Here is a 26,414-nt window from a genome sequence, read left to right as displayed (position 1 = left end):
CCTGTCCGAAAGGACGACCAGGATTCATTCGGTCTCCTTCCCACTTCAACCATACACCAGAACCAACACACAGGATTCCAGGGTCTACGCGCGTCGCTTCGCTCCTTGCTCCGCCATAGAATGACCAGGTTGGGGCGGCCTCCACCAATCCCCGGCGTTTGCGCTGATTTCACGGAAATGAACGGAAAATCTTGCACCAAGAGGCGGTTGGCCAGCCAATCGGACCGGCCACAGGTGGCACTCTCCATCCGGGTTGACAGGTCAGACGCACCGTCCTAATTTTCGCGTTAGTGGCCACTAACGCGAAATACTGGACTGCGCTCGGCGATCAGACGCGACGCACGATCTTCGAACTGCTGGTCCACCGACCCAGTTCGGTCAGCGGGCTCGCCAATCTGTTGCCGGTCACGAGGCCGGCGGTCTCGCAGCATCTGAAGGTGCTCAAGGATGCCGGGCTGGTGGCTGATACGCGCTCCGGCAAGGAGCGCATTTACCGGATCGATCCGGACGGGCTCGCGGCGTTTCGCGCGGAGATCGACCAGTTCTGGGTGAAGACGCTCGCGGCCTACAAGCTGACCGTCGAGCGACCGACAAAGGACGAGACATGATCAAGCAACCGGCACCTGCTCCCGTAAGGCATTCCGTCGTCGTCGAGGCGCCGATCGCGCGCGCCTTCAAGGTGTTCACCGAGGATTTCGGCAGCTTCAAGCCACGCGAGCACAATCTGCTTGCCGTGCCGATCGCGGAAACGATCTTCGAGCCGCGTGTCGGCGGCCATGTCTACGACCGTGGCGTCGACGGCTCAGAGTGCCGCTTCGCCCGCGTGCTGGCCTACGATCCGCCCGACCGGCTGCTTCTGAGCTGGGACATCAGCCCGCGCTGGCAGATCGAAACCGACCTCGCCAGGACGAGCGAGTGGGAGGTCCGCTTCACGGCCGAGGCGGAAAATCGGACCCGGGTCGAAATCGAGCACCGCCATATCGAACGGCATGGCCAAGGCTGGGAAGGCGTGCGCAGCGGGGTCGACGGCGATCAGGGCTGGCCGCTCTACCTGCAGCGGTTCCAGGCGCTTTTTTCCCGGGCTGCCTGACGGCAGCGGCCGGCATCGGCGGACAGCCGCGGCCGACATAGCCACAGCGATGAGGAGAAGAGCAGGCCATGGAATCCTATTGGTTGAGCATTCTTGGCGTGCTTGCGCTCTGTCTCCTGTCGGTGGCGCTGGCGATCTATTCCGGCTCGTCCAAGGGATTTGCGGGCAAGCTTGCGGGTCCGGTCATCCCGGCGGACGACAATAATCCGCTCTACCGGATCGACCGCGTCCACATGAACTCGGTCGAAGCGCTCGCGCCCTTTGTTGTATCCGCTGTGTTGGCGATGATGGCCGGTGTCGGACCCGTGACGCTGGCCGTGCTCGTGTGGATCCATCTGGCGATACGCCTCATGCACATGGCGATCTACCTGCGCGGCGGCAACGCCGCCAAGGGCGGCAGCGTCAGGACGATTCTCTATGTCTCGGGCGCGCTCGTCACGCTTGTCCTCATCCTCGTGACGGGATGGGCTGCGCTTCGCTGAGCAGCGCTCGCTTTTCGCTCCGTCGGCGGAACCCTCGCCCCGATCAGAGGTTCATCCTGTACAACCACAGGAGATGCGCCATGGACCACACCAGCCACGTAAGACTGACCAGTGCCGAGCTGACGCCCGACATCCTCGAAGGCGCCACCATCTACGGCCCGGATGACGAGAAGATCGGCTCGGTCGACCACCTGCACGGCAGCCAAGTCGTCATTGATGTCGGCGGCTTTCTCGGCATCGGCGCCAAGCCGGTGGCTGTCACTGCCAGCCAGCTCGATTTCATGCGCGACGAGGACGGCGACGTGCATGCAGTCACCAGCTGGACGAAGGATCAGCTCAAGGCGATGCCGGAGCATCGCGACTGAAGCGCTTCGAGCAGCTCGCGCTCGGAGGCCTGCATCTGGCCGCCGTGCTCAACGAGACGCCGGCGGTCGACAAATAATAAGAGGCGGTGCCGCCCTGGCCGGCGGTTCGCCCCACGCCGTTTCCCGAAGGCAGTCCCGGCGAAGAAAAAAGCCCGCCCCGGCATGCCGAAGCGGGCGCAAATTTCAGGACAGCAAATTTACTTGCAGTCTTTCAGCATCTTCAGCGCCTTTTCGGCATTGGCCTGGGACGTGTAAGCCTTCGTCCCGGCATCGGTCAGTTTCTTGCCGTCCGGCTTCGTGGAAACCACCGAGCATTTCTTGGGGGTGGCGTCCTTTGCCACCCAATACTGCGTGGCCGCAAATGCCGGCATGCTGAAAAGCGAAACAACCGAAACTGTAACCAGAACTTTGCGAATCATAGCGTTCTCCCAAGTTGAATTCGGCTCGGCCCATTCATCCGGAAGTGCCCGTCACGCGGATAGCCGCGCCGAACCGCCGGGGAGCCGTATCGCGAATTAATCGCCGAGGGCAATTTACAAAAATGTAAAGTTCGGCCGGGCCTGCAAGGCCGTGACACGAAGCTATCGGCGCACCGCCGCTATGAGACAGGCGCAGAGCACCACATTGACCGTGGCGGCGAGCGCCAGCGTGGCCAGGATAAAATTGGCGCCGCCCGTGCCAAGAAGCAGCGCTCCAACAGACGGAGCCGCCGCCTGGACGATGAGGCTGGGCGTCGCGAGCTTGCCCATCAGCACCGCGTATTGCTGCGGGTCGAACAGCACCAGCGGCAGCGCGCCGCGCGCGATCGTATGGATGCCGTTACCCGCGCCATAAAGGATCAAGGCGAGAGCAACAAAAGTCTGGCTCGTCAGCAGCAGCCAGATTCCGGCGGCAAGCAGCGTTACGGATGTCAGCATCGTCCAGATCGGATGGTGCCGGTTGCGGCCGATCAGCAGCTCCGCCACCCTAGCGCCGACTTGTGAAGGGCCGACCAGCGCGCCAAGTCCGACGGCGGCTGCCAGGCTCGCGCCGCGCAATTGCAGCAGCGTCAGCAGATGGACGGAGAGCATGGACGCGACCAGTGCGGCCAAGGTCTGAATGGAGGCCAGCAGAATGAAGCGCGCCCGCGCTCTGCCGGTGGCCGATGCCTCTTTCGACCTGTCTTTGACCGGCACAGGCGCGGCGGCCGGAGGCGACGGTATCATCCACAGATGGAGCGGCAAGCAGATTGCCAAATGGATCGCGGCATAGGCAAGGCAGGCGGTGCGCCAGCCGCCATGCTCGACAAGGAAGGCGCTGATCGGCCAGCAGACGGTGCTGGCAAAGCCGCCGAAAAGCGTCAGGTTGGTGATGGCGCCGCGCGCGCTCTGTCCATAGAGGCGGCCGAGTGTGGCGAAGCCGGCATCGTAGAGGCCGCTCGACATGCCCAAGCCCATGAGCAGCCATGCAGCCAGATAAAGAGGATAGTCGGTCGCCGTCGCCAACAGCGAATGCGCGGCCGCCAGCAGCAACGAGCTGGCGGCAAGCACCGGCCGTCCACCGTGGCGCTGGATCAGCCGCCCGGTGACGGGGGACACCAGCCCGGCAAGCAGGAGCCCGCAGGATAGCCCGGCAACGACCGAGGCGAACGACCAGCCGGTATCCCTAGCAATCGGCGCGGCAAGCACCGCGGGCAGGTAGTAGGATGATCCCCAGGCGAGAATCTGCGTGATGCCAAGAGCCGTAACGAGGACGCGGCGGTTGTGTGCGATGGGCGCGGTGGCTTCCAATCAGGCTTGCCCTGGTGGATAGGCGACCTTCTCGCCACCCTCCTTGACGAACTCCCGCACCGGATTGTCGAGCAGCGGCAGCACCGCTTCCGACGGCCGGCACAGTTTTGTCCCTTTCGGAGTCTCGACGATGGGCCGGTTGATGAGGATCGGATGGGCGAGCATGAAATCGATCAGCTCATCGTCGCTCCATTTCGGATCGGCGAGGCCGAGATCGGCGTAAGGCGTGCCCTTCTCCCGCAACAACTCGCGCGCAGAAATCCTCATCGCGGCGATCAGTTCGAGCAGCCTTTCGCGGCGCGGCGGCGTCTTGAGGTATTCGATCACGACAGGGTCTTCGCCGCTGGCGCGGATCATGGCGAGCGTGTTGCGGGAGGTGCCGCAGTCGGGGTTGTGATAGATCGTGACCGTCATGGCTCTGCTTTCAAGGGTTGTGGAATGGCCGCGGGCCGCAGCAGCCAGCCCATCAACGCGAGCGCGATCAGGGCACCGAGCAATTCGGCGACGACGAAGCCGGGCAGATCGAGCGGCCTGATGCCGGAAAAAGTGTTGGTGAGTGAGCGCGCCACGGCGACGGCGGGATTGGCGAAGGAAGTGGATGCCGTGAACCAATAGGCCGCTGTGATATAGAGCCCGACCAGCCACGGCACGGCCCGCCCCTCGAAGCGGAGGCCAGCGAGAATGACGGCGACAAGGCCGAATGTCGCGACCACTTCCGAGAACCATTGCGCCGGCCCGGCACGCAGTTTCGTCGCGACCTCCAGCCCCGGTAGGGCAAACATGAGATGCGCGGCGATCGTGCCGGCGATTCCACCGACGACCTGCGCGAAAAGATAGGCAGGGAGATCGCGAGCAGGCAGCGACCGGTTGAGACAAAACACCAGCGAAACGGCCGGATTGAGATGCGCGCCGGAGATCGGCCCGAGCACGGTGACCAACACCACCAGCATGGCGCCGGTTGCTAGCGTGTTGCCAAGCAGCGCCAGCGCGGTGTCATGCGTCAGCGTCTTGGCCATGATGCCGGAGCCAACGACGGTCGCCACCAGCAGACCGGTGCCGAGGGCTTCAGCCGCGAACCGGCGCGGCAGATCGAAAGTGTTCATCGGTCGACCCTGGATTGGACAATGGGGAGTTGGGTAGCGGGCGTGACGGTCATTGCCGGCTCTCCTCGCCCGGCTGGCAGCAAGATGCCGCAAGCGCCGGCGCGCAGATTTCCGGCCGGCCCGAGCAGCAATCCTCCATCAGGAAGCGGATCAATCCGGACAGCGCATCGAACTCGGCACTGTAGACGATCGAGCGGGCATCACGCCGCGCGGTCACGAGACCGGCGCGCTCAAGTTCCTTGAGGTGGAAGCTGACATTGGACGGCGAGACCTCGACCTGCTCGGCGAGCGAGCCGGCGGCAATGCCTTCCGGGCCGGCAACGACCAGCAGCCGCAGCAGGCGCAGCCGTGTTTCCTGCGACAGCGCGCCAAAGGCGGTCAGGGCTTGACGTTCATCCACGTTTCAACAATCCTTGAAATATTGAAATGAGGAATAGCCGACATGCTCTCTTCTGACAATCGGAAAAACATCGCTCCTATGGACCCCTCCGACCTGACCATCGGCGATCTGCTGGCGGCGCTGGCCGATTACAAGGACAAGCCGCTGGTTTTCCGCTACGGCGGGCGGCCGGTAAAGCCAGGGTACCATGTCACCGAGGTGAAGGCTGGACAGTTCGCGGCGCTGGATTGCGAAGCAAATCCGGAATCGTGGTCGGAGATATTCGTCCAGCTGTGGGACGTGGACGAAGGCGGACCGGTCCATATGCCAGCCGGCAAGTTCGCCGCGATCATCCGCAAGGTTTCGGACCATGTCTCTCTCGATCAGGCGGCGAAGCTGACCTTCGAGGTCAGCGACGGCGTTCGCCCGATGGAATTGCACCGGGCAGCCCAGCCGAGCCTTGTTGGCGGGACGGTTGAGGTCGAGCTGTCGCCACGGCCGTCAAGCTGCAAGCCGCGGGACCGCTGGCTGGAAGAACAGAAGGCAGCGAGTGGGTGCGGAGGGAGTCGCTGCTGTTGAGCCCGCTAATGGCGACGCGCCGCCCTGATCAGAACCGGATCATGCCATTGGCCTGCAACAAATAGAGGCCCACGAGAACGATGGCGATCAGCGCCACCCAAACGGCTGTCTTGCTCATCCGCGCAAATCCCTGTCAATCGGCGATAGTGAACGCGCGCGCCATGGTTGTGTTCCCGATATGCCGGGCTGCACATCGCCTAGGCAGGATCACGAATTGCTGGATGACGCGCGTCCGTGCATAGTGGCGGCAATGGCGCCTGGTCGATGAAGATGGCTATGGATGACAAAGCGGACAATCCGGGCGTGGCGGTGTTTCCGCCGCTGCTCTTTCTCGTGGCGCTGATCGCGATGCTGGCGCTGCGCTATGTCTGGCCGCTGGCGATCGGCGGCCGCCCGCTGACCATCGTGCTCGGCATAGTGCTGGCAGCACTGGCGGTTGCGATCATCGCCTGGGGACGCTCGACGATGTTGCGCGGCGGCACCAATGTGAACCCAACGCTGCCGACCACCGCGATCATCACCGGCGGCCCGTTCGGCTTCACCCGCAACCCGCTCTATGTCGGCTTGATGGGACTGCTTCTCGGAATCGGGCTGCTCTTTGACAGCTGGTGGGCCGTCATCGCGACCATCGCGAGCTTCCCCATCCTGCATTACGGCGTGGTGCTGCGCGAGGAGGCCTATCTGGAACGCAAGTTCGGCGAACCCTACCGCGCCTACAGGGCGAGCGTGCGCCGCTATTTTTGAGCATCAGTCCTTTGGCGCGTTGCTGTAGAGCGCCACGCCGACGCGGTCGTTGCGCCGCCACCGCACCAAAGCGCGATAGGCCGTATCGTCGGCCGGGACCTCGAGCAGAAAGCGGTCCGGAATCTCCACATTGGCACCGACGCGCAATTCCGCGCCCTGCTCGTGCTGATTTCTGACCGAGCAGCCGGTCCTGACGCCGGCGGCGATGATCGTGGCTTCCTTGAGCACGAATTCGCGCGCATGAAGACGGCGTTCGATCTCGGGAAAATTGGCCATATCCGGCGGGCTCCTCAGGCAAGGCTCTCCTCGCCATGGGGCAGCACGATAGCAGCGAGGCGTTTCCGTTCCGTTAGCGATCACTGAAACAGTGGTGTGCCGGCTTGATATGCCGGCCGGGTCCACGGATGGAGCGTTCACGCCTGACCGTTCAGCCGGCGACAGTGACGCCGCTCGCGCGCAGCACCCAGCGGCGGCCGTCGCTGCGGAACTCGGTGAGCGACAGCGGCTCGATGTCGATCTTCCAGACCGAGGAAAGCGGCGCGCCGAGCACATGCGCCATGGCGGCGCGGATCGGCATGGCATGCGTCACCGCGACGGTGTGACCGCTTTCGCCGGCCAGCCGCTCCATCAGCGCAGCACCCCGCCGGGCGACGTCGGCGAGCGATTCACCGCCATGGGGCGCCGCGTCTGTACCGGCGAACCAGGCCGCCATACCTTCGGGATCCTCGGCCTGCACCTCTTCGAAACCTTTGCCGGCCCAGCGCGCGAAATCCTGCTCGGCAAGCAGCGGCTCGACCGTCGCGTCAAGGCCGAGCGCCTCCGCCGTCCGCCGCGCGGCCAGCGCCGGGCTTGTCCAGATACGGTCGGCGCGACGCAGCGAAGCGGCCAGCGCGCCGGCGCGATCGAGGGCGCGCGGCTCCGGCGGCTCATCGTTCGGAAAGCGGCCCTTGCGCATCCCGGGCGTCGCTCCGCTTGCGATCATCGTCAGGCGGACAAGCATGAAAAACTCCGTGGCACAGCGAAAAACAGGCCTCACGAAGCCGTGCCGCCATTACATGTCGTTGACAGGCGAACGAAGTACTGACAAGTGTCTTAATGCTATACGGGATTGGAAGCCGGTGCGAGTCCGGCACGGTCGCGCCACTGTGATCGGCACCAGCCGAAAGTCAGGCCTTATTCCGCAGCACTCGATCAACGGGACGCAGTATCCCAAGGGAGGTCAATATGTCCGACACCACCTTCGCCCCCAGCTACGGCCCGGTTGCGATTCCGGTCCGCGAGCTTCTGCCCTGGGCCATCCTCGGCGGGCTGCTTTTGATGCTGGCGATCTATTTCGTCGGCGCGGAAGAAGGCGCCACCTCGCTGATTCGCGGCACCTATGTGCACGAATTCGTGCATGACGGCCGCCACCTGCTCGGCTTCCCCTGCCACTAAAGCGGTTCAGCATCGCTGAACCCGCTTTCGATTCTGATCCAACGCAATTCCGGACGGAAAACCGCTGCGCACTTTTCCTGGAATTGCTTGGTTGGCTTAACGCAATTCCGGACGGAAAACCGCTACGCACTTTTCCTGGAATTGCTTGGAGGGATTGGTGACATGGTTGGAAAACTTTTGCTGCGCGGCATGCTTGTCGGGCTGGTCGCCGGGATTCTGGCGTTCGCCTTCGCCCGCGTCTATGGCGAGCCGCAGGTCGACAAGGCGATCGCCTTCGAGGAACAGCAGGCCCCGGCCGCCGGCGAGGCGCCGGAGCCCGAGATGGTCAGCCGCGCCACGCAAGCCGGCATCGGCCTGGCAACCGGCGTGCTGGTCTATGGCGCCGCCCTTGGCGGGCTGTTCTCGCTGGTCTTCGCCTATGCCCATGGCCGTCTGGGCTCGCTCGGTCCGCGCGGCACCTCGGCGCTGATCGCGGCACTCGGCTTCCTGGCCGTGATCGTGGTCCCCGGCCTCAAATACCCGGCCAGCCCGCCCGCAGTCGGCAATGCCGAAACGATCGGCTACCGCACCGAGCTGTTCTTCATCATGATTGTCGTCTCGATCGCGGCGATGGTGGCGGCGGTCGGCCTGGCGCAGCGGCTGTGGAACCGGCTCGGCGCCTGGAACGCCTCGATCGTCGCGGGCCTCGCCTTCCTCGTCGTCTTCGCGCTGGTGAAGGCGGCGCTGCCCGACATCAACGAAGTGCCGGAGAACTTCTCGGCGACCGTGCTGTGGCAATTCCGCGTCGCCTCGCTCGGCATCCAGCTGGTGCTGTGGACCGTCGTCGGGCTCGGCTTCGGCGCGGTTGCCGAACGCGTGGTCGCGGTGCGCGACCAGCGCAGCCCGGCACGCCGCTACGCCTGAAATCCGATGCGTTGGCCGCCACGGTTCTGCGCCCTGGCGGCCAAAGCGGCTCAACGGTCGGTACGACCGCAGAGCCACTTTGGTCTTTCCTTTTCTCGCAATTCCGGACGGAAAACCGCCGCACACTTTTCCTGGAATTGCTCGGTTGCGGCGCTGCTCGCATTTCTGGCCGCCACATCCGCGCAGGCGCATGGCGGATCCTCGGCCCAGCCTCCTCCCGGCATCCAGATCCCCAGCCTGACCCACGGCCAGATGGCCGTCATCGCGCGCTATCGCGGCGAGATCCTCGACCTCGCCCAGCGCCAGACCGCGACCGACCCGACCTTCCGGCGGCTCTACAATCACGGCAATCTGCAATTCACTTATTGCCTCTGGGGCCTGATGCCGGGCAGCCTCGGCGACGAGGAAAGCCCGTTCAACGAATGCAGCCACGCCTATCTCGCCACCGCCAAGGCGCTGCTCGCCCATATGGCGATGATGCCCGCGGCCGGGCGCGAGGCGAAGACGCTGATCTCGGACATCGATGCCGAGATGGTGCGTAGCGGCGCGTCGTGGATCCTGTGCCAGTACAGCGGCGAGGCCTTCAGCACCGGCGCGGTCGTCGAGCCACGCTGGCGCGACATCTTCTTCCACTTGCCGAGCCTTGCGGTGATCCTCGCTATGGTGGCGGCGCTCGGCGCCGCCGCATGGTCGATTTTCCGTTCACCCGCTCCGCGAGCCGGCGCTGCTTAGAACGGTTCAGCGTTTCACGGAATCACCGAACCGCTCCCGGTCTTGCGTGTGATCGTTTTCAGGAAAGCCTGAACGCGCAACCATGTCAGCTCGGCTGCGGACGCATCGTAATCCGGCAGCGCTTGATCGGTGTAGAAATGGCCGATCCCCGGATAGGTGAAAATTTCTGCCCTGACGTGGCAGCGCTTCGCCGACGCCGACCAGTCGGCAACTTGTTCCGGCTGAGCAAATGCATCTGGGTCGGCGACGTGGACCGCGACCGGGATGTGTCGGCGAACATTGCTGGGAATATCAGCAAGGCCATGCAGCAGCACAATGCCGGCGGCAGCGACTCGTTCTGACCAAACGGCACTGATCACGCCAGCTCCCATGGAATGGCCAGCGAGCACCGCGTCTGGAGAAGTCTGGAGGAGCGCCACCCTGGCGCGGTCGCAGATGGTTTCTCACCCAACATTGCTCATCAAGTCAAGCCCGTCGTCGACCGATGCCGCAGTCAGCCCTGCGTAGAGGTCCGGCACCACAACATCGTACCCCGCGCTTCGCATGCGCTCAGCAGCTTGATGCTCCACCGCCCGAAGGCCGAGCGCCGAGTGAAAGAGTACAATAGCAGCCATCCGCTGTCCCTTCGGCGTCGCCTGGCCGATCGCGTTGAGCTCGGGCAATGATCGTCTTTTATCCGGCTTATCGAATCCCCACCACCAGCCATGCCCTTTCCGAAGCCTTCGCCGTCACATCATCCATGCGCGCGCTCGTGATGGTGGCCTTTCGGTTCGGCCATGGCGAAGGGCAGATCCTCGGTGTCGGGACCGGCCGCCAGTTGCAGCCTGGCGCTGAATTCATGCGGTTCGGTCGGCGCGACCAGGCTCTGCAGATAATGATGGTCGCCGCCGACCGGAGACAGCGGCAGGCTTTCGACCGCACCGTCCGCCCTTTCAATAGCGACGTTCGCCCGCAGGCCCTCGGCGTGACGCGACAGGCGCAGCCGCATGCGCTCGCCCTGCGGCGTGTCGACGATTTCGAGCAGCCCGCTGGCTAGCTTGCCGTCGACAAGGAACGGATCCGGCGCATGATGGTGGCCGGCCTCCGTCTCCAACTCGGCAAAGTGCACCGTGGCGACGTCGAGCGCCGGGATGTGCGCGAAGAGCTCGGCCTTGAGCGATGCGGCGATGTTGTTCGCGGCGGCAAGCAACAGGCCGTCATTGACCGCGATCGTAACGTCGACATGCAGCTTGTGGCCGAGCCAACGGGCCTTGACGTCGGCTACCTTTTCGATCCCGGCGACATGGTCGGCAGCATGGTGAATCTGGTCAACGAGGCCGGGCTCGACGCCGTCCAGCATGCGGGTCAGCACCGAGCGCGCCGATTGCCAGACGATAGCGAAAATGGTGACGGTGATGAGCAGGCCGATGATCGGATCGGCGAGCGGAAGGCCGAGCCAGACGCCGGCCGCGCCGGCAACGACGGCAAGGCTGGTGAGGCCGTCGGTGCGGGCGTGATAGCCGTCGGCAACCAGCGCCGCGCTGTTGATCTGGCGACCGACGCGGATGCGAAAAACCGCCACCGCTTCATTGCCGAGGAAACCGATGATGCCGGCGACGGCCAACCAGCCAAGGAAATGCACCGGCTGCGGGTTGAACAGGCGATTGATCGCCTCGTATCCGGCCACCAGCGCGCTGGCCAGGATGATGAGCACGATGATGATGCCAGCGAGATCCTCGACCCGGCCGAGGCCGTAGGTGAAGGTCCTGGTCGGTTTGCGGCGCACGAGCACAAAAGCGATCCAAAGCGGGATGGCGGTGGTCGCGTCGGCGACGTTGTGGATGGTGTCGGCAAGCAGGGCCACGCTGCCCGAGAGCATCACGACGACGATCTGCAGCGCGGCCGTGACCGCGAGGATCACGAACGACCACTTGATCGCCCAGATGCCGCGGTCTGTGGTGGCGATAGTCCCGTCGATCACGCCATGAGTATGGCCATGCGGCCCATGGTGGTCGTGGCCGTGGCCGCCATGATGTCCGTGCGCACCGAAGCCGAACCAGTCGAGCGCTTTTTCCCACATCGCCGCCTCATAGATATTTGGTGAGCTGCTTCAGCTCTTTGAGCGTGTCCCTGGTCGGTTCGCCGCCTTCGACAAGGCAATGCTCCATATGGTCGTGGATCAGCTCGCGCTTGGCATTGCCGACCGCGCTTTCGACGGCGTGGAGCTGTTGCGCGAGGTCAAGACAGGACCGACCCTGCTCGAACATGGTGAGCACGGCGGCGAGATGGCCATGCGCTCGCTTGAGCCGGGCGATGATATCGGGATGGGAGCTGTGTATCGTCATGGCAAACATCCTATCCCCCTGGGTAGGATATTGCCAATACGCCTCGAACTCTCGAGGCTAGCCCGCGGCAGGGCTGGACTCGCCGCCCAGCCGAACGTGCCCGCTAGCAGATGCTCGCCGACGCAGCAGGTCCTCGGCCCGCGGGGCAGTCTCTGCCGCGAAATCCCGATTTCATGTGATCAACCGGCTGCGGCGAGCGGCAGCCCCCCGGGGCAACCAAATGCTTGGTTTGCCGTTTATTTTAGCGGCTGCCGCCACCTACCGTGGGGCCAGGCGGCTCTGGCGGCCAGAGACCGCGCGAAAGGAGGCCGCAATGACACGGCCCGCAGTGGAGATAGGCGACCGGGTGGCTGTCATCGCCACCGTGATCGAGCGCATCAAGGACCGCGTGATGCTGAAGCTCGACGGCGATGGTCATAATTATTCGATGGCCGAGCCCAATGCCAAGCCAGGCGACAAGCTTAGACTCGAAGGCGACGTCGTGCATGTCGACGAGGATCTCGGACGCACGACCGTGCAGGTGCTGGGACGCGTGACGATCGACACCAACTCGGTCGAAATGGTGACGAGGCGTTGCGACCTCGACCATATCGGCTCGAACGTGCCCGGCCACCCTCGCCCGCGCACCCCGCCGAGACCACACGGGTAAAACCGATGGCTGCGGCGCGATCCTCCTCGCCGTGAAGCGGTGGACTGCCTTAGTGACGCTTGAAATACTGCACCTCGCGTTCGTGCTTTTCTGCCGCTTCGCGGGACTTGAAGGTGCCCAGGTTGCGGCGCTTGCCGGTTCTGGGATCGACTTTGCGCGAATAGAGCCGGTATTCACCAGATTTCAGCTTGCGGATCATGGCGGGTCTCCTTGTGAACCAGGACTCTAATCCGCCTGAGGCCTTCGCGGTTCCGAGCAGGGCCATGCCGCCCGGTCGCGGCCCGCCGGCAAAAAAGCGCTGCTGTCGGTGAACCATTTCACGGACGCAAACGACCCAATGTCGGAAGCGACACCGTAACGACACGATTGAGTCGGATTATTTGTATTCAAATGACTTTCGCGACGTTATGCGGATGTCGCTGAAGTGCCGGATCTGAGGAGGGTGAGATGGTTACGGCGAAGCTTCACGGCGTTGAACTCGTCAGGGGCCAGAAGTGGACGGTGCGCGTCACCGCCTACGGCACAACGCTCATCTTTCCATTCGAAGCCGAGCAATATGCGCGCTCCTATGCCGATGGCCAGGCCTTCCGCCTCGGCGTAGAGGTTGTCGAACTCAAGGATTGCGCCTGAGGGGCCGAGCCGGCCATCGCTGAATGGCCTCAAGACCCGCACAGCTATAGAATAGGCGCATGTCGGCTATCGACTCGGCAAAGCAATGGGCGCGAGGGATCAAGCGCGATGTGGTGGCGCTGTGGATTGCGGCCCGCGATCCGCGTGTCCCCTGGTATGCAAAAGCCACCGCGGGTGCGGTTGCGGCCTATGCGCTGAGCCCCGTCGACCTTATCCCGGACTTCATCCCCATCATCGGCTACCTGGACGACTTGGTGATCGTACCTGTCGGCATCATGCTCGCGGTCAAGCTGGTCTCGGCCGATTTGATGCAGGAATTCCGCGAAGAGGCGGTGCGACGCGAGAAGCCGGTGAGCAAGGCCGGGCTCGCCTTCATGATCGCGCTCTGGGTACTGGCGGCGCTGGCGCTCACTTGGCTGTTCTGGCCAAAGCCGGCCTGAATGCTTGGGGCCCGACCAGACGGCCTCGATTGCATCGGCCTGTCGCGGCCATCTTTAGATTAGCGACATCTTGTATTTGTTGTAAATCAGGCTCATGCTTTTGGCGCGCGCGAAGCCACATGCGCAGTGTGCAGGTCAAAAAGGGCCAGGCGTGATGCAATTCGCAGTTTGCTACGACCACAGCGGGTTCGATCTGGCGCGGTCGATCCTCCTCGATGTCACGGCGTTCTTTGCGCTGATGGCGCCATTGGCGATCGCGCGACTGATCGAGATATCCCGACAGGACGCCGCCCGGCTACAGCCCGCCTGAAGCCTGAAAGGCACGGAATTCCTAACCGTCGCCGGCGACCTTTCGGATCGGCAGGTCGCCGAGCAATGCCGAACAGTCGATCACCTCCTGGAAGTGAGCCTGCGGATCGAGCACGAGCCATGAAGCGTGGGTGCGAAGATCCTTCAGCCTGGCATTCTTTTGCGCACGCGCCAGGCGCTCCGCCTCGGAAGCCTGAAAAGGGCTTTCGGCCTTGTGATGGTGAGGAGTCCTCGACATCGCGGCGGAAAACGCGCCGACTCCCCTTTTCGTTCCGCGAAAGCGGATGACCCTCTGCGCATTGCAATGACCCGTGGGGCCAGGCTGGCGGCACCGCGCAACGCTGCTACCGATGCGACAAACGAGCGGAAAGTGCCGGACCGGCGGTTGGGGTAGCCCGGCTTGCCTTGGCGGTAAAAGAGTACGGCTCTTTGACTGGCAAGCCGGGCTGAAGCGCCGACCTTTGGGTTTCCTTGGGGGGAGCCGGCGCAGGGATAGAGTGTCGGTTTCCCGCTGCGCCCGCAATTGTTGCTGAGGTCCTACGCGCCGGCGCAATGGTCCGACCGGTTGGAAGCCGCGGTGCCGCAATTCCAAGGCTGAAAACCGCGCAGACCTTCCTGGAATTGCTTCAGGCGCCCGAGCGCTCAAACTCGTGTAAGACGGCCGTCTTCTTGAAGCGCTCTTTTGACGAAAAGCTCGGCGTGTTGCGCCCATTCCGCTTCCGCGACGTCATTCTCGCGAACGGACTGCCTGAAAGCTTCCCGCAGTGCCTCGAGCTCAAAAATCGACAACCGCTGGTTTCTTTTTTGCTTTTTTTCGCCGACGTCCATACTGCGTTGCCAACAGCGTGATGAAGCCCATTGTATATGCGGCGGTTGTTCGACCCATCAACAGCTTGATCCTGACTTCTTTTGGGGGCAAATTTTTGCCGCGACGTCCGCAGTTCATGTCGGGAAAGAGGGCCCGCCCGCCGATATGGACGGGTTGCAAGCCGGGCCGCCCGCGAGAGGTCGCCGCTATATGTCTACATCCACAACGATCGATGAAGAGACCGCGCCAGGCCAAGGCATCAGCGGTGTGGCGCTTTATCCCGCGGGGCATATGCCGTTGGTCCGGAGCCGGGGCTTGATTGGTGGTTGCGGCATTGCAAAAGAACCCGCGATTTCAGGTGGCAGCCGGCCCGCGTCTTCTCCGTCAACAGGAATGGCGCTGGCCTTGCCGCCCGGCAGAGCAAGCAGCCTTCTTGCTTGCGAATCAAAGCCCGCCCGTCGGCGTGCGCCCAAACCTGCTCTACCATTAACCTTCCCCACGGGCACGGACCAAGGTCTGTGTCGCAATTGCCTCCCCTCACCTATACTGTCGCGGACGGGTGGGTGAATGGTGCCGATGTTTGGGAGGTATTTAACACGACCTGCACGAATCTGGAGCGGGCTCTCGCTGGCCTGGCAGTTCGTGATCGCGGGCGGTATCGGCCTTCTGGCGGTGATGCTCGTGGTCGGGCTGTGGGTGACATCGCAGATCCGTGACGGGGTCCTGCACAATTCCGCCGCCACCACCGCGCTCTATGTCGACAGCGTGATCGCACCCTTGCTGCCCGATATGCGCAAGAGCCAGGAACTCGACGACACCGTCAAGCGCGCGCTGGACGAGACGCTGGGCCAGGGCGCGCTCGGGAAAAGGCTGGTCTCGTTCAAGCTGTGGCGGCGCGACGGAACGATCCTCTACTCCAAGGATGCCAGCCTGATCGGCAAGCAGATCAGGCCCAACGCCAACCTCATCGCCGCTTTCGCCGGCAACGTCATGGTCAAATACAACAGGCTCGAGGACGAGGAAGACGACAAGGAGCGGTCGATGGGCGTTCCGCTCCTCGAAATCTACAACCCGGTGCGCGAGCCGTGGTCCGGCGACGTCGTGGCGGTCAGCGAATTCTACGAATTATCCGGCGACTTCGAGGAATCGCTCCACTCAGCTCTGCTGTGGACGTGGTTGGTGGTGGCGGCCGCCACCGCCGCGGCGCTCGCCCTGCTCTCCGGCATCGTTTTCCGCGGCAGCCGCACCATCGTCACGCAGCAGGCTGCGCTCGAGGCCAAGGTTTCCGAATTGCAGACGGCCCTGGCGCAGAACTCGTCGCTGCGCCAGCGCGTTCAACGCGCCTCGCGCCGCGCCACAGCGATCAACGAGCGGTATCTGAGGCGCATCGGCGCCGACCTGCATGACGGACCGGCGCAACTGGTGGCGCTTGCCGCGCTGAGGATGGACAGCCCGGCGCTGGTCGACCCGGCCACGTCGAGCACGCTGCGCGAAGCCGAGATCGCCGGCATACACAAGACGCTCGGCGAAGCGATGCGCGAGATACGCGGCATCTGCAACGGGCTGGTGCTGCCGCAGATCGAGGCGCAGGCCATCGCCGACATTTTGCGGCTGGCGGTAGCCGAGCATGAGCGCCGCACCAGCACCAAGGTGTTGCTAACCCTGCCTGAGCGCTTGCCGGAACTCGGCACCTCGGAAAAGATAAGCGTCTATCGCTTCGTGCAGGAAGGCCTGAACAACGCCTTCCGGCATGGCAAGGGCAAGGGCCAGCAGGTCAGAGCCACGACGAAAGGCGGCAAGCTTTTGGTCGAGGTGATGGATTCCGGTCCCGGCTTTGACCCGGCCCGAAGCGAGGGCCTTGGGCTTGCGGGTCTCAGGGAACGCATCGAAAGCATAGGCGGGCAGTTCGAGACGCTGTCCGGCCCGGAAGGAACAAGACTGGTGATTGCCTTGTCTGTCGAGGAGCAACCGTGAGCACATCCATCCGCATCGCAATAGTGGACGACCACCCCCTGTTTCGCGAGGGCGTGGCGCGCAGCCTCGGCGAAATCGGCGGCTTCGAGCTTGTCGGCGAAGGCGCCAGCGCCGAGGACGCCGAAAGGCTGGCGCGCGCCAGCGCGCCCGATATTCTCCTGCTCGACATCAGCATGCCAGGCGGCGGTCTCAACGCGCTCGCCAGTATCCTTTCAGCGATGCCCGAACAGAAGATCGTCATGCTCACGGTATCGGAGACCAATGCCGATGTCGCCCAGGCGCTGAAGGCCGGCGCGCGCGGCTATGTACTGAAAGGCGTGGGCTCCAAGGCGCTGGCCGAGATCCTGCGCGATGTCGCCAACGGCCAGAGCTACGTATCGCCGAGCCTTTCGGCCAGGCTGCTCTCCGACCTTTTGCAGCCCACCGGCAGCAAGCCCGATCCGCTCAGTCAGCTCACCGGCCGCGAGGCCGAGATCCTGAAACTGGTCGCCGAAGGGCTGAGCAACAAGGAGGTAGCCGCCCGGCTGTCGCTGCAGGAGAAGACGGTCAAGCATCACATGACCAGGGTGCTCGCCAAGCTCAACGTGCGCAACCGCACCGAGGCGGCGCTGCTGATGCATGAGGCGAGGGAAAGGCACTAAGGTACTGGGGAATTTAAGAATTGATGAATTGAGGAATTGAGGAATCGGGGGAACTGGATAAGAGAGGACTCTTCAGTTCTTCAGTTCTTCAATTCCCCAGTTCTTCAACTCTCAACGCTCACAAGTTCAGCAGGCGCGACAGGTCCTCCTCCGTCGCCTGCCGTTCGATGATGGTGCGGCCTTGCGCATCCGTCATCTCGAAACGGCCGTTCTGGACCTGCTCCTTCATACCGTTGCGATGAATGACGGTGACCTTATCGCCGTCGATCGAAAGCGTGTCGCCGGTCGCGGCATTGGTGTAGCTATTCTTGCCGCCGGGATTGGTATTGCCCTTGCCGCTGTTGTTGCCCGGCCCGGCATTGGGGTTGCTCGCGCCGGCATTGCTATTGCCGTTGTCGCCCTGGCCATTGCTGTTGCCGTTGTCGCCACTATTGCCGGAATTCGAGCCGCCGGCGGAACCCGAATTGCCGCCACTGCCATTGCCGCCGTTCCCGCCTCCATTGCCATTGCCGTTGCCGGCATAGGCCGTGGCGGCGACGATCCCGGGCACGCCACCAAAGGTGACATGCCATGGCGCAAGCACCAGCGCCAGCGCGCTCGAAGCGCGCAGGAAAAACCAGACCATCCTGAATGACCTGGTCGCCTTCATGGCCTAGTTGGGCGCGATCAAAGGCGCAACGGCGCCGTCGTCGTTTTCGCCCTGATCATCATTGTCATCACCCTGATCGTCGGCGGTTTCGCCATGATCATGTTCGCCGTGGTCGTCGCCATCGCCATCATGGTCGCCACCCTGGCCATCATGGTCGCCGCCGTCGCCACCACCGTCATGGCCGCCGTCGCCGCCACCGTCATGGCCGCCATCGCCGCCACCGTCATGGCCGCCATCGCCGCCACCACCATGGCCACCTTCGCCACCGCCACCTTCGCCCTCTGCGTAAGCCGCTGACGGGACCAGCTTGGCGCCGTCGAGCGCCAGGTGATAGGGCGCCACGGTCAGCGCCAGTGCGGTCGAAGCGCGCAAGGCGAACCAGACGAGCTTTCCGAAGGGAAGGTTTTGCATCTTTTCTCCTCGTTCCGGTTCCGCCTCGGCATGCCGAAATTCCGCTCGCGGCATGCCGAGGCGGAACCGGTGTGTTGATCCGGCGAGAATTCACATTCCGGCGGGGCGACGAAAGCGGCCCACGACCCTTGCCCCCACCCGTCGGACCATTTCGGGCGCCATAGCTGACCAATGTCGCAACGGACAGGCTTTGCCGGCGCAAAAAATTACCCCCGCACGAAGGCGGGGGCAAGGTGAGTAGCCAAGTTCCATCGCAAGACGATCAGGACCGCAGAGACGAAGCAAAAGGTGGCAACCTGATTTTGCAGCGCTGACCTTCGGTCCCTTAAGATCTAATCCGGATAAAACCTCACTCCCACAAACTCTGTCTCACAAATTCTTCAGGCGATTGAGATCGGCCATGGTGGCCCTGCGGTCGACGATGGTGCGTCCGTACTTGTCTTCCATCCTGAACCGGCCGTTCTCGATCGTTTCCTTCATTCCATTGCGGTGCGTGACCTGGATGCTGCTGCTGGTGGCCTCGACCTTGTCGCCGGTAACGGCGTTCACATGACTATCGACATCCGCGGTGCCTGCCGCGCTGCTGCTCGCGCCGTTATTGCTCTTGCCGTTGTTGCTGCCGCTATTGCTGTTTCCGTTGTTGCCGCCGCTATTGCCGTTTCCACTGTTGCCGCCGCTATTGCCGCCACCGTTCCCGCTGTTGCCGCCGCCGCTTCCGTTTCCACCACCGCTGCCGCCATGACCACCGCCGCCTTTGTCGGCATAGGCCTTGGTCACGACGAGACCATCGACGGAGAGACTGACAGGCGCGACGACAAGCGCCAACGCAGCCAGCGCTGGCAAGACTAGCCTGCAGCCCCCGCGCGATGTGCGCATTCGGTTCTCCCCATGCCAGCCCTTCAGCCCGTCGGCCGAACTACCCCACCGGCAATATCGCAGCATAAGCATCCCCAATCAGCAGTGCATAAGGAAGTGGCCCACGACCCATGTCTTGTCCATTCGGACCTATTGCAATTTTGCTATAGGACTTAGGTCTTATTTCAACCACCGGATGCGGTCGGATGTTGCCGCCACGGGGGTGTTTTTCCAAAGCCAACCAACCCCTTAACGAGCTGCGGGTGCCGAAGCGGTTCACCGTTTCACGGAAACGGCAAACCATCGCACGTCCTTGTTTCGAAGCAGCTCAGGATGGATTACCGCTGCGAGGCGCCGAGCCTGCCGTCTCGCGCATTTTCCGGGATTGCCCCGGTCCGAAAGATGGATTCAGGCCGGCAAAGGCACCGGCCGCCGCGCCGCGACTGCCGTGCCGAAGGCGGCAGCAATGACGGCAGCGACGCCCGCGCATTGCAAAAGGTTGAGCTTCTCGTGCAGAAACAGGAAGCCGGTCAGCGCGCCGCCCGCCGGCTCCAGGCAAACCAGCATGCCGTAGACCTTGGCCGGCATGCGCGCCAGCACCAGCATTTCCAGATAGAAGGGCAGCGCGCTGGAGAACAGGCCGACCACGGCCGCGCCCGCCATGATGTGCGGGTCGGCGAGATAGGGTTGAGCGGCGCTGAAGCCGAAAGGCAGCGCCAGCACGGCGGCGATCGCCATGCCATAGGCGGAGGTGCGCACGCCGAGCTCGGCGCCGGCCTTCTGCGCGAAGATGATGTAGAGCCCCCAGCAGGCGCCCGCTGCGAGCGCCAGCACCACCCCCAGCGGATCGAGCCCGCTTCTGGCATCGGCAAAGGGCGAGAGCAACACGATGCCGGTTATCGCCAGCGCCACCCAGACGAGGTCGAGCATGCGCCGGGAGCCGAGCATAGCGACGAACAGCGGCCCGGTGAATTCGAGCGCCACGCAGATGCCGAGCGGAATGCGCTGGAGCGCTGCGTAGAACAACATGTTCATGGCACAGACCGTGATGCCGTAGGCGGCGAGCCAAGGCAGGGTTTTCCGCGAGGGCAGCACCTTCCAGGGCCTCAGCACCGCCGCCAGCATCAGCGCGCCGATGGCGAGCCTCAGCATGGTCGTACCTTCCGAGCCCAGCACCGGGAACAGCCCCTTGGCAAAGGCGGCGCCGACCTGAACGGACAGGATGGCGCCGAGCAGCCCCAGAACGGGCATTGCGCCGACATGGGTTTCCGGCTTCGCGGTCTGCGTCGAGGTCAATCCTGGCTCCATCCCTGGTTCGGGAATGGAGATAGGGCGCGGGCACCGCGCTGTCGTGAGGCAGTGCGGGGCGGATGGTGGGACAAGAGAGTGAGGTTTACGCCTTCGTCATCCTGGCGCGGAGCAAGGAGCGAAGCGACGCGCAGACCCAGGGTCATGCCATGGCGCTAACGCGTTGCAACGCGTACGGAATTCTGGACCGCCGCGCTCCAAGTCGAAGGTACGGCGTGAATCCTGGGATCAAGCCGAGGATGACGAAGCGTAAGCGCTGGCCCCACTCCGGCCGCAGCACGGCCACCTCTCCCCCGCCTTTGGCGAGGGAGAGAAATGCGCCGGCGTTATCCCGCCATGGCGAGCGGCGCGGCACTCTTGTTGGGGATCTGGATGTCGATCTCCAGCGTCGACATGGTCGCGCCGCGGTCCATCGAGACCTGGAGGTAGTCCTGGTCGATCTGCACATGCTTGGCGATGACCGCCATGATCTCCTCGCGCAGGATGGAGACGAGATCCGGCTGGCCGCGGCTCTGGCGCTCATAGGCGAGCAGCAGCTGCAGCCGCTCGCGCGCCACCGGCGCGCTGGTGCGCCGCTTGAAGAGATCGAGGATGCTCATGCGGCCCTCCTTCCGAGAAGCCGGTCGAGGAAGCCCTTGCGTTCGAAGGGGACGACCACCGGCAGGTCCTCGCCTTCCAGGCGTCTTGCCGCTTCGAGGTAAGCCTTTGCGGCACCATTGAGCGGTTCCGAGAGCGTGACGGGCGAGCCAAGATTGGAGGCCCGCAGCACATCCTGGCTTTCCGGGATGATGCCGAGCAGCGGCGTCGAGAGGATCTCCAGCACGTCGTCGATCGACAGCATCTCGCCGCGCGCCGCGCGCGCCGCGTCATAGCGCGTGACCAGCACGTGTTTTTGCACCAGCTCGCCTTGCTCGGCCTTCATGGTGCGGGCATCGAGCAGGCCGATGATGCGATCGGAGTCGCGCACCGACGAGACTTCCGGATTGGTGACGATGACCGCCTCGTCGGCGAAGCGCATGGCGAGCTGAGCGCCGCGCTCGATGCCGGCAGGGCTGTCGCAGAACACATAGTCGAACACCGATCGCAGCCGGGCGATGACTTCCGCCACGCCCTCTTCGGTCAGCGCGTCCTTGTCGCGCGTCTGCGAGGCGGGCAGCAGGTAGAGAGACTCCAGCCGCTTGTCGCGGATCAGCGCCTGCGAAAGCTTCGCCGTGCCCTGGATAACGTTTACGAGGTCGAACACCACGCGGCGCTCGGCGCCCATGATGAGGTCGAGGTTTCTCAGCCCGACGTCGAAATCGACCAGCGCCACCTTCTTGCCTGTCCTGGCCACGGCGGCGCCGAGCGCGGCCGTCGAGGTTGTCTTGCCGACGCCCCCCTTGCCCGATGTGACCACGACTACCTTGCCCATATATCCAGCCTCCATTGGCGGTTTTTATTCTCTGGCCGTGCCAGGCACGGCGGGATCTTTCGCTTTTGGTGCACATCGTTCTCCCAAGACCGCTGCACTTGGGGCGACATGCACCGACAACCTTCGCACGCGAAACCGGTCCGAAGCTTGCGGCCAAGAACTCAGCCGAGCGGCACCACGCACAACGCATCATTGTCGAGGAAGGCCTGCACGGCCTTGCCGCGCGAGGTGCCTTCCATCTCCTCGGCCGTGGTGTACCAGCCGTCGACGGCGAGCAGCTCGGCCTCGTTTTTGCGGCAGAAAATGCGGGCCGAAATATTGCCTTCCGAGCCGGCGATCGCCCGACCGCGCAGCGTGCCATAGACATGGATCGAACCGCCGGCGACGATTTCCGAGCCGGACGCAACCGAGCCCAGCACGATCACGTCGCCATGCGGATGGAAGACCGACTGCCCGGAGCGGATCGGCGCCTTGATCATCAGCGTGCCGGCGGCAGGCGCCGGCACGGCGCCCTGCCCTGGCCTTTCCGGTTCGGCCTGGGCCGGCTCGATCCTGACCGCTTCCAGCCTTGCCAGTTCGGGATCCACCGGCTCATCGCCGGTCGCCTGCAGAACCTCGGCAGGCGCCGCCGCATGGATCGTTTGCCGGGTCACCTCGGCCCGCTCCCCGGCGACGGCCATTTCCAGCTCTTCCGCCCGCGCCTTGCGCGCGGCCCTGCCAAGCAGGCCCTCGGCGGTCGCCTCCTTGGCGCCGGCCAAGAGCGGCGGCAATTCAGACCCGAGCTCGGCGCCTTCGAGCTCGATGGCATAGACGCGGATGCCGCGCGAGCCGAGCACGCCGACAAGTGCTGCGATCTCCTCCGGCCCCGGTTGCAAGGTGTTCAAATCCAGCACCACCGGGCGGCCGTTGAAATAGCCGGGCGAATTGGCGATCCAGTGATCCAACCCCTCCAGCCAGTCGGCGATCGGCGCTTCCGGCGTCAGCGTGAAAGCGACGAAGGAACGGGCGCGAAAGCGGATCGATTTGTTGTGCAAAGGGGCGGCGAAGGTCACGTTCGGGCGAATCCTTACTCAATGGTTAAAGGGTGCCGGGCTAATGGTTAACAAAAGGTTAATTTTGGGGATTGGAGCCGTTAATAGCTGACGCGGCTAACTGCTGTGGCCGGGCGGTCACAAGACCAGCCGCCGCCCCGCAATTCGCCGAAGATCGAGGCTCCGACGAGCCAGGCGTGTGAAGCGCCTAATATACGAAGCGACGCGCGCGGACCATCTTCTTGCCCGGAACTTTCCACTCTCTTCAGGGAGGATACGAGCATGGGCATTGACCGGCTAGACAGCAAGCGAGCAGGCAAGACAGGTGCCGCAATGGCAGTCCTGATGGTGCTTGCAGGATGCATGACGCACCAGCCGAGCGGAATAGACGCATACCAGACGAGCAGCACAGACCAATGGCTGACGACCGCCGACGCGGACAAGGTCGTCAGCGCGATGAGCGCCAAGGGAATGATGCCGGCGACCATCGACTGCCGGTTCGACAACACCGCGCCAGGCCAGGTGGCCTACCGCTCGAAATTCACCTGGAAGCAGGCGCCTGCCAACACGCGCTACCACTGGGAAGTCGGCGACCCGACCTACCTCGCAAGCAAGGATGTCGCATCCAACCGGACCGGCCTGCGGCGGGTGTATGCGAAGACGGTGCGGGATACGGCCACGGGGCAGAAGGTCGGCTGCTCGATCTGGGCGAGCTGCAGCTAGAGAAGCGAATTGCCGATCGGCGATCGAACCTCTGCACAAGTCGCGGTTGGCAGCTCAACGGCTCTCATTTGCAGCGGTTTGGCTGGCCAGACAGGAAACAAAGGCGCACGATACGATCTCGCTGGTGCGGCGAGGACAGTCCGGCTTGATCTCTTGCTGAGTAGGGTCGGGCTGTCCAGGAGCCTCTCCTTGATCTTGCACCATGCGTACGGAGCTTTGCTTGCAGCTGGTTTCCCAGCCCGTCGCCTAACATCGCGACATTCAAGCTACTTCCCGTTCGCCCACCCGAGAGTCCCACTACAAACAGTGCTTGCTATGTTGCGCGCCCCGGCCTAAGCGCAGTGATGGCAAATGAAAAATTCGACCAGTCGGTGACGATCATCGTTGATCCGGCCGGCGGACGGGAGGCAATCGGCGATGCCGCCGCCTGCCTGGACTTCCTGCTTCGAAGATGGCGCGGCAAGCGAAGCGACAAGCACCGTGCAGCCATTCAGGCCTGCACGGATGTAAACAGTGGGCGCCGACCGGCTTCATTCGCGCGCAAGGCGTTCATAGCAGCCGCCCGCGAGGCGGCCATTCTTGTGACGCCTTAAGGCTGCTCGCGCGGTCTGAAATTCTTACTTTCGATGTCGATGATCTCGCCGCAATTTTCACACTCCATCTGGGTGTGAGCGCGTATCCAGCCCACACGCGTTTTCGCCTGGTGATGGCACCGCGGGCATTCCACATCGATTTCGAAGTGATCGGACTCTCGTTGTGTCATTGCGGTTCCAAGGCCGGCCTGCCTAACGCGACATCATCGGTTGTCAGTGCTCCCCTCCCGCTCGTCTTCCGGATCCACCACTTTCTCTTTCGCCACCTTGGCCGCGAGCTTCGCCTCTTTCTTTGCCGCCTTCGCCTGATCGCGTTTGCTGCGCTCGTATCGGTAGTTGGGTTTCATCGCCATGGTATTTCTTCCGGTTTAGGCAATTTGCGCCTTGGGACTTGGACATGCCCAGGAGCGGGAAAGACAGTTCGCGAGACATAAGGCCCAAGCAAGAGGCACTTGTCAGGCGGCCATCATGTCAAATCAGGCGATTGCGTTCTGCGATCTGACGTGCCCGCCGCAAGGTGCCGTCAGTGTCGGCGAGCTTGCGCCTTGCTGCCTCGTCCTTCCTGACCGTCAGCCGAGCGGACATGATGCTTGAGGACCTGACAATCGGCTTGATCGCGGCGGGCGGCGTCTCGGGGGTTTTCATGAAACGCATCGGCACTATCCTTTCTTGTAGCAGCCAGGCTAAGACTATTCGCGGCTGCGCGCTTTCCTCGACATTGGCTTTCTGCCTATCGGAAGCCGGAAGCCGTGAGCGTGTAGGAGTTTCGGCGCTCGCGCGCATATGCTTTGCTGGCGGCATCCTGGATGGAACTGCGCAAGGCGTCGAATGCCGAAAGATATGCCATCTCGGCCGTTTCCTTGCCCCCAGCATCGCCAAATGTCCCAAGGACCTCGACCTCGACGAAGAAGCGGACCTGGAACATACCGTCATGGCCAATGAAGCAGACGGCGCGGCGTGTTTGATCGAAACTCCGGCTGGGATTTGGAAAGGCGAGCGTCATGGGTTGCCCACCCGTGTTTCAGCGTGTTCAGCTGCTGCCGGCCTGGTTCTATTCCATTCCTTTCGAGCCTCGACATTGCGACGGTTGAGATTCAGCATGCTCGTCGTCGCATGCGCACGCGTCAGTCCGACCATCGGAGCGCCGTCGACATGCGCCGGAATCCCGGTGAAGACATGGTAAACGGTCCAGGAATGATCCGCTTCGACGCGGCGGCCGTATTGATGATCCCTGAAGGCGTGACCCGACAAGCCTCTGTTGTTTGGGGAACAGCCGGATACGGCCTTGTGGCCCGCCTCGGTCTCGCCGTTGGCCATGGACCTGTTCATACCTGTCTTTCCTCGCCTTCCTGCGCGGCGATAATCTCCGAATAAAGCGCCGCGCCGTCAGCTTCGGAGATCGTGACCGCATCCGGCCACTGCGGCATGTTCAGCGTCCTCGCCAGAAGCCGCGCGATCTCGATTGCATCGTCGAGACCCGTTGCCAGCACCGTCTCGCGGCCGATGACGGCATGCGCGTCATCGCTGACGCGCGTGCGATAGAATTCGATCACGACCTTCATCGAGACCCGCCGCGCGATGGCATCGAGCCCTTCGCGCCGAGGCCGGCGCCTTGATTGAACGGGCTCTCAGGCCTGGTCGGAATTCTTCCCTGCTTCGGCGTCCTCATTTCGCGATTGGAGCGTTGCCGTCCCTTGGCCATGTCCGAACGTCCTTTCGATCAGCATCAGGCCGGGATCCGAGGCCGGGGTTCCGGCCGATTCCAGCCTATCCTCGGTCACCACGCGCTCATGCGGTTCGGTGTCGCTGCGGATGCGGTATTGCGGCGAGTTTTCTTTTGGCGGCAGCGTGCCGGTGACGTGGTAGACCTCCGCGGTCAATGTCCGGAAATCTCCCTTCAGACGGACCGCCTGTCCGATGTCGAACAAGCGCGGCGGGGCGCCGTGCCGTATCGGCCGTGTGTTGCGCTGCATAAGGCTTGTCATGATGGTCTCCGGTCGTCTTCGAGCGCCGCCTCGAGAGAGGCCGGTTGATCGATGCTTTTACCGTGCGAACCCCATTGGGCGGAGGATCGCCGG

General features: G+C 63.5%; 42 protein-coding genes, 1 pseudogene and 1 riboswitch. Of the genes and pseudogenes, 18 read left to right on the top strand and 25 right to left on the bottom strand.

The window, feature by feature from the left end:
• Positions 1 to 290: 290 nt before the first annotated feature.
• The 4 genes from LB535_RS18935 (at position 291) to LB535_RS18920 (ending at position 1,937) form a co-directional block, all read left to right on the top strand.
• Complete coding sequence (locus tag LB535_RS18935; RefSeq protein ID WP_224633268.1) at positions 291 to 608, top strand: ArsR/SmtB family transcription factor; 318 nt, start codon at positions 291 to 293, stop codon at positions 606 to 608.
• The gene (locus LB535_RS18930) at positions 605 to 1,090 is read left to right on the top strand and encodes an SRPBCC family protein (RefSeq protein ID WP_140847962.1); all 486 of its coding nucleotides are present in this window, start codon (positions 605 to 607) and stop codon (positions 1,088 to 1,090) included. The genes LB535_RS18935 and LB535_RS18930 overlap by 4 nt, the downstream gene beginning before the upstream one ends.
• A 68-nt stretch (positions 1,091 to 1,158) precedes the next feature.
• Complete coding sequence (locus tag LB535_RS18925) at positions 1,159 to 1,572, top strand: MAPEG family protein (protein ID WP_224633267.1); 414 nt, start codon at positions 1,159 to 1,161, stop codon at positions 1,570 to 1,572.
• 80 nt (positions 1,573 to 1,652) lie between these two features.
• A complete protein-coding gene (locus LB535_RS18920) occupies positions 1,653 to 1,937 on the top strand; it encodes a photosystem reaction center subunit H (RefSeq protein WP_095770076.1) in 285 nt (94 codons plus the stop codon).
• A 197-nt stretch (positions 1,938 to 2,134) separates the two neighbouring features.
• On the opposite strand, the gene LB535_RS18915 is transcribed toward LB535_RS18920, so the two are convergent.
• The 5 genes from LB535_RS18915 to LB535_RS18895 form a co-directional block, all read right to left on the bottom strand.
• Positions 2,135 to 2,356 (bottom strand): hypothetical protein, encoded by a 222-nt coding sequence (locus tag LB535_RS18915; protein WP_224633266.1) that lies wholly within the window; start codon positions 2,354 to 2,356, stop codon positions 2,135 to 2,137.
• A gap of 162 nt (positions 2,357 to 2,518) precedes the next feature.
• Positions 2,519 to 3,706: an MFS transporter gene (locus tag LB535_RS18910; protein ID WP_224633265.1), complete on the bottom strand. Its 1,188-nt coding sequence runs from the start codon at positions 3,704 to 3,706 to the stop codon at positions 2,519 to 2,521.
• The gene (gene arsC / locus LB535_RS18905; RefSeq protein ID WP_224633264.1) at positions 3,707 to 4,120 is read right to left on the bottom strand and encodes an arsenate reductase (glutaredoxin); all 414 of its coding nucleotides are present in this window, start codon (positions 4,118 to 4,120) and stop codon (positions 3,707 to 3,709) included.
• Positions 4,117 to 4,809, bottom strand: a complete 693-nt coding sequence (locus tag LB535_RS18900) for an aquaporin (protein WP_224633263.1) — start codon at positions 4,807 to 4,809, stop codon at positions 4,117 to 4,119. Before LB535_RS18900 ends, arsC begins: the two co-directional genes overlap by 4 nt.
• Before the next feature lie 49 nt (positions 4,810 to 4,858).
• The gene (locus LB535_RS18895; RefSeq protein ID WP_095770080.1) at positions 4,859 to 5,209 is read right to left on the bottom strand and encodes an ArsR/SmtB family transcription factor; all 351 of its coding nucleotides are present in this window, start codon (positions 5,207 to 5,209) and stop codon (positions 4,859 to 4,861) included.
• 42 nt (positions 5,210 to 5,251) lie between these two features.
• On the opposite strand from LB535_RS18895, the gene LB535_RS18890 reads away from it, so the two are divergent.
• On the top strand, positions 5,252 to 5,767 hold the full coding sequence (locus LB535_RS18890) for a DUF6428 family protein (protein WP_224633262.1): 516 nt from the start codon (positions 5,252 to 5,254) through the stop codon (positions 5,765 to 5,767).
• Between the two features lie 276 nt (positions 5,768 to 6,043).
• Entirely contained in the window at positions 6,044 to 6,511 is a 468-nt protein-coding gene (locus tag LB535_RS18885) for a methyltransferase family protein (protein WP_224633261.1), read from the top strand.
• Between the two features lie 3 nt (positions 6,512 to 6,514).
• On the opposite strand, the gene LB535_RS18880 is transcribed toward LB535_RS18885, so the two are convergent.
• On the bottom strand, positions 6,515 to 6,787 hold the full coding sequence (locus LB535_RS18880) for a PilZ domain-containing protein (protein WP_224633260.1): 273 nt from the start codon (positions 6,785 to 6,787) through the stop codon (positions 6,515 to 6,517).
• 151 nt (positions 6,788 to 6,938) lie between these two features.
• Positions 6,939 to 7,511 (bottom strand): histidine phosphatase family protein, encoded by a 573-nt coding sequence (locus tag LB535_RS18875; protein WP_224633259.1) that lies wholly within the window; start codon positions 7,509 to 7,511, stop codon positions 6,939 to 6,941.
• 83 nt (positions 7,512 to 7,594) lie between these two features.
• Positions 7,595 to 7,744, top strand: a riboswitch (adenosylcobalamin (AdoCbl) riboswitch).
• Here LB535_RS18875 and LB535_RS18870 point away from each other — a divergent pair.
• The 3 genes from LB535_RS18870 (at position 7,736) to LB535_RS18860 (ending at position 9,580) form a co-directional block, all read left to right on the top strand.
• Complete coding sequence (locus LB535_RS18870) at positions 7,736 to 7,945, top strand: CbtB domain-containing protein (RefSeq protein ID WP_095770085.1); 210 nt, start codon at positions 7,736 to 7,738, stop codon at positions 7,943 to 7,945. (Overlaps the previous riboswitch by 9 nt.)
• A 162-nt stretch (positions 7,946 to 8,107) precedes the next feature.
• Positions 8,108 to 8,848, top strand: coding sequence for a CbtA family protein (locus LB535_RS18865; RefSeq protein WP_224633258.1), 741 nt, complete (start codon positions 8,108 to 8,110; stop codon positions 8,846 to 8,848).
• Positions 8,849 to 9,100: 252 nt separating this feature from the next.
• A complete protein-coding gene (locus LB535_RS18860; protein ID WP_224633257.1) occupies positions 9,101 to 9,580 on the top strand; it encodes a hypothetical protein in 480 nt (159 codons plus the stop codon).
• 14 nt (positions 9,581 to 9,594) lie between these two features.
• On the opposite strand, the pseudogene LB535_RS18855 reads toward LB535_RS18860, so the two are convergent.
• The 3 genes and pseudogenes from LB535_RS18855 to LB535_RS18845 form a co-directional block, all read right to left on the bottom strand.
• Positions 9,595 to 10,242: pseudogene (locus tag LB535_RS18855) on the bottom strand (dienelactone hydrolase family protein).
• Positions 10,243 to 10,313: 71 nt separating this feature from the next.
• Positions 10,314 to 11,639, bottom strand: a complete 1,326-nt coding sequence (locus LB535_RS18850; protein ID WP_224633256.1) for a cation diffusion facilitator family transporter — start codon at positions 11,637 to 11,639, stop codon at positions 10,314 to 10,316.
• Positions 11,640 to 11,646: 7 nt separating this feature from the next.
• On the bottom strand, positions 11,647 to 11,913 hold the full coding sequence (locus LB535_RS18845) for a metal-sensing transcriptional repressor (protein ID WP_318012314.1): 267 nt from the start codon (positions 11,911 to 11,913) through the stop codon (positions 11,647 to 11,649).
• A 304-nt stretch (positions 11,914 to 12,217) separates the two neighbouring features.
• Here LB535_RS18845 and LB535_RS18840 point away from each other — a divergent pair, with 304 nt between their 5' ends.
• Positions 12,218 to 12,553 carry a hypothetical protein gene (locus LB535_RS18840; RefSeq protein WP_224633255.1) on the top strand — a complete coding sequence of 112 codons (336 nt, stop codon included), beginning with the start codon at positions 12,218 to 12,220 and terminating at the stop codon, positions 12,551 to 12,553.
• Between the two features lie 49 nt (positions 12,554 to 12,602).
• Here the strand turns inward: LB535_RS18840 and LB535_RS18835 are convergent, their stop codons facing one another.
• Positions 12,603 to 12,752 carry a hypothetical protein gene (locus LB535_RS18835; protein ID WP_095770090.1) on the bottom strand — a complete coding sequence of 50 codons (150 nt, stop codon included), beginning with the start codon at positions 12,750 to 12,752 and terminating at the stop codon, positions 12,603 to 12,605.
• A 248-nt stretch (positions 12,753 to 13,000) separates the two neighbouring features.
• Here LB535_RS18835 and LB535_RS18830 point away from each other — a divergent pair, with 248 nt between their 5' ends.
• From LB535_RS18830 to LB535_RS18820, 3 genes are all read left to right on the top strand, one after another.
• Positions 13,001 to 13,183 (top strand): hypothetical protein, encoded by a 183-nt coding sequence (locus LB535_RS18830; RefSeq protein WP_036258067.1) that lies wholly within the window; start codon positions 13,001 to 13,003, stop codon positions 13,181 to 13,183.
• Positions 13,184 to 13,242: 59 nt separating this feature from the next.
• Complete coding sequence (locus LB535_RS18825; RefSeq protein ID WP_224633254.1) at positions 13,243 to 13,623, top strand: YkvA family protein; 381 nt, start codon at positions 13,243 to 13,245, stop codon at positions 13,621 to 13,623.
• A 154-nt stretch (positions 13,624 to 13,777) separates the two neighbouring features.
• Positions 13,778 to 13,933, top strand: coding sequence for a hypothetical protein (locus LB535_RS18820; protein WP_181170782.1), 156 nt, complete (start codon positions 13,778 to 13,780; stop codon positions 13,931 to 13,933).
• 21 nt (positions 13,934 to 13,954) lie between these two features.
• Here the strand turns inward: LB535_RS18820 and LB535_RS18815 are convergent, their stop codons facing one another.
• Positions 13,955 to 14,170 (bottom strand): hypothetical protein, encoded by a 216-nt coding sequence (locus LB535_RS18815; protein WP_224543958.1) that lies wholly within the window; start codon positions 14,168 to 14,170, stop codon positions 13,955 to 13,957.
• A gap of 314 nt (positions 14,171 to 14,484) precedes the next feature.
• Between LB535_RS18815 and LB535_RS18810 the strand changes: the two genes are divergently transcribed.
• The 3 genes from LB535_RS18810 to LB535_RS18800 all read left to right on the top strand — a co-directional run bounded on the left by LB535_RS18810 (position 14,485) and on the right by LB535_RS18800 (position 17,355).
• Positions 14,485 to 14,781 (top strand): hypothetical protein, encoded by a 297-nt coding sequence (locus tag LB535_RS18810; RefSeq protein WP_224633253.1) that lies wholly within the window; start codon positions 14,485 to 14,487, stop codon positions 14,779 to 14,781.
• 535 nt (positions 14,782 to 15,316) lie between these two features.
• Positions 15,317 to 16,714, top strand: a complete 1,398-nt coding sequence (locus LB535_RS18805; protein ID WP_224633278.1) for a sensor histidine kinase — start codon at positions 15,317 to 15,319, stop codon at positions 16,712 to 16,714.
• Positions 16,711 to 17,355 carry a response regulator gene (locus LB535_RS18800; protein ID WP_224524745.1) on the top strand — a complete coding sequence of 215 codons (645 nt, stop codon included), beginning with the start codon at positions 16,711 to 16,713 and terminating at the stop codon, positions 17,353 to 17,355. Before LB535_RS18805 ends, LB535_RS18800 begins: the two co-directional genes overlap by 4 nt.
• Before the next feature lie 118 nt (positions 17,356 to 17,473).
• On the opposite strand, the gene LB535_RS18795 is transcribed toward LB535_RS18800, so the two are convergent.
• From LB535_RS18795 to minC, 7 genes are all read right to left on the bottom strand, one after another.
• Positions 17,474 to 17,980 carry a hypothetical protein gene (locus LB535_RS18795; RefSeq protein WP_224633252.1) on the bottom strand — a complete coding sequence of 169 codons (507 nt, stop codon included), beginning with the start codon at positions 17,978 to 17,980 and terminating at the stop codon, positions 17,474 to 17,476.
• A 27-nt stretch (positions 17,981 to 18,007) separates the two neighbouring features.
• Positions 18,008 to 18,415, bottom strand: a complete 408-nt coding sequence (locus tag LB535_RS18790) for a hypothetical protein (protein ID WP_224633251.1) — start codon at positions 18,413 to 18,415, stop codon at positions 18,008 to 18,010.
• Positions 18,416 to 18,784: 369 nt separating this feature from the next.
• Positions 18,785 to 19,291, bottom strand: coding sequence for a hypothetical protein (locus LB535_RS18785; protein ID WP_095770097.1), 507 nt, complete (start codon positions 19,289 to 19,291; stop codon positions 18,785 to 18,787).
• Positions 19,292 to 19,678: 387 nt separating this feature from the next.
• Positions 19,679 to 20,566 carry an EamA family transporter gene (locus tag LB535_RS18780; RefSeq protein WP_224633250.1) on the bottom strand — a complete coding sequence of 296 codons (888 nt, stop codon included), beginning with the start codon at positions 20,564 to 20,566 and terminating at the stop codon, positions 19,679 to 19,681.
• 338 nt (positions 20,567 to 20,904) lie between these two features.
• Positions 20,905 to 21,177 (bottom strand): cell division topological specificity factor MinE, encoded by a 273-nt coding sequence (gene minE / locus LB535_RS18775; RefSeq protein ID WP_042638296.1) that lies wholly within the window; start codon positions 21,175 to 21,177, stop codon positions 20,905 to 20,907.
• Positions 21,174 to 21,989, bottom strand: coding sequence for a septum site-determining protein MinD (minD, locus tag LB535_RS18770; RefSeq protein ID WP_224633249.1), 816 nt, complete (start codon positions 21,987 to 21,989; stop codon positions 21,174 to 21,176). Before minD ends, minE begins: the two co-directional genes overlap by 4 nt.
• 161 nt (positions 21,990 to 22,150) lie before the next feature.
• The gene (gene minC / locus LB535_RS18765; RefSeq protein ID WP_224633248.1) at positions 22,151 to 23,041 is read right to left on the bottom strand and encodes a septum site-determining protein MinC; all 891 of its coding nucleotides are present in this window, start codon (positions 23,039 to 23,041) and stop codon (positions 22,151 to 22,153) included.
• A 261-nt stretch (positions 23,042 to 23,302) separates the two neighbouring features.
• Here minC and LB535_RS18760 point away from each other — a divergent pair, with 261 nt between their 5' ends.
• Both LB535_RS18760 and LB535_RS18755 read left to right on the top strand, forming a co-directional pair.
• On the top strand, positions 23,303 to 23,743 hold the full coding sequence (locus LB535_RS18760; RefSeq protein ID WP_224633247.1) for a hypothetical protein: 441 nt from the start codon (positions 23,303 to 23,305) through the stop codon (positions 23,741 to 23,743).
• A gap of 344 nt (positions 23,744 to 24,087) precedes the next feature.
• Positions 24,088 to 24,336, top strand: a complete 249-nt coding sequence (locus LB535_RS18755; protein ID WP_095770102.1) for a DUF982 domain-containing protein — start codon at positions 24,088 to 24,090, stop codon at positions 24,334 to 24,336.
• Positions 24,337 to 24,539: 203 nt separating this feature from the next.
• Here the strand turns inward: LB535_RS18755 and LB535_RS18750 are convergent, their stop codons facing one another.
• The 6 genes from LB535_RS18750 to LB535_RS18725 form a co-directional block, all read right to left on the bottom strand.
• Entirely contained in the window at positions 24,540 to 24,689 is a 150-nt protein-coding gene (locus LB535_RS18750; RefSeq protein WP_181181241.1) for a hypothetical protein, read from the bottom strand.
• 118 nt (positions 24,690 to 24,807) lie between these two features.
• Positions 24,808 to 24,990, bottom strand: a complete 183-nt coding sequence (locus LB535_RS18745; RefSeq protein ID WP_224633246.1) for a hypothetical protein — start codon at positions 24,988 to 24,990, stop codon at positions 24,808 to 24,810.
• Between the two features lie 76 nt (positions 24,991 to 25,066).
• Complete coding sequence (locus LB535_RS18740; protein WP_140846928.1) at positions 25,067 to 25,339, bottom strand: DUF1488 domain-containing protein; 273 nt, start codon at positions 25,337 to 25,339, stop codon at positions 25,067 to 25,069.
• Positions 25,336 to 25,653 carry a hypothetical protein gene (locus tag LB535_RS18735; RefSeq protein ID WP_224633245.1) on the bottom strand — a complete coding sequence of 106 codons (318 nt, stop codon included), beginning with the start codon at positions 25,651 to 25,653 and terminating at the stop codon, positions 25,336 to 25,338. Before LB535_RS18735 ends, LB535_RS18740 begins: the two co-directional genes overlap by 4 nt.
• Positions 25,654 to 25,661: 8 nt before the next feature.
• A complete protein-coding gene (locus tag LB535_RS18730; protein ID WP_224543967.1) occupies positions 25,662 to 25,898 on the bottom strand; it encodes a hypothetical protein in 237 nt (78 codons plus the stop codon).
• Between the two features lie 66 nt (positions 25,899 to 25,964).
• Entirely contained in the window at positions 25,965 to 26,321 is a 357-nt protein-coding gene (locus LB535_RS18725; protein ID WP_224633244.1) for a hypothetical protein, read from the bottom strand.
• Positions 26,322 to 26,414 lie beyond the last annotated feature (93 nt).

Source organism: Mesorhizobium sp. CA10 (genome assembly GCF_020165285.1).
In the GTDB taxonomy this organism is placed as follows: domain Bacteria; phylum Pseudomonadota; class Alphaproteobacteria; order Rhizobiales; family Rhizobiaceae; genus Mesorhizobium.
The sequence above is the reverse complement of the archived record's forward strand: the minus strand, read 5'-3'. Positions and strand labels throughout refer to the sequence as shown.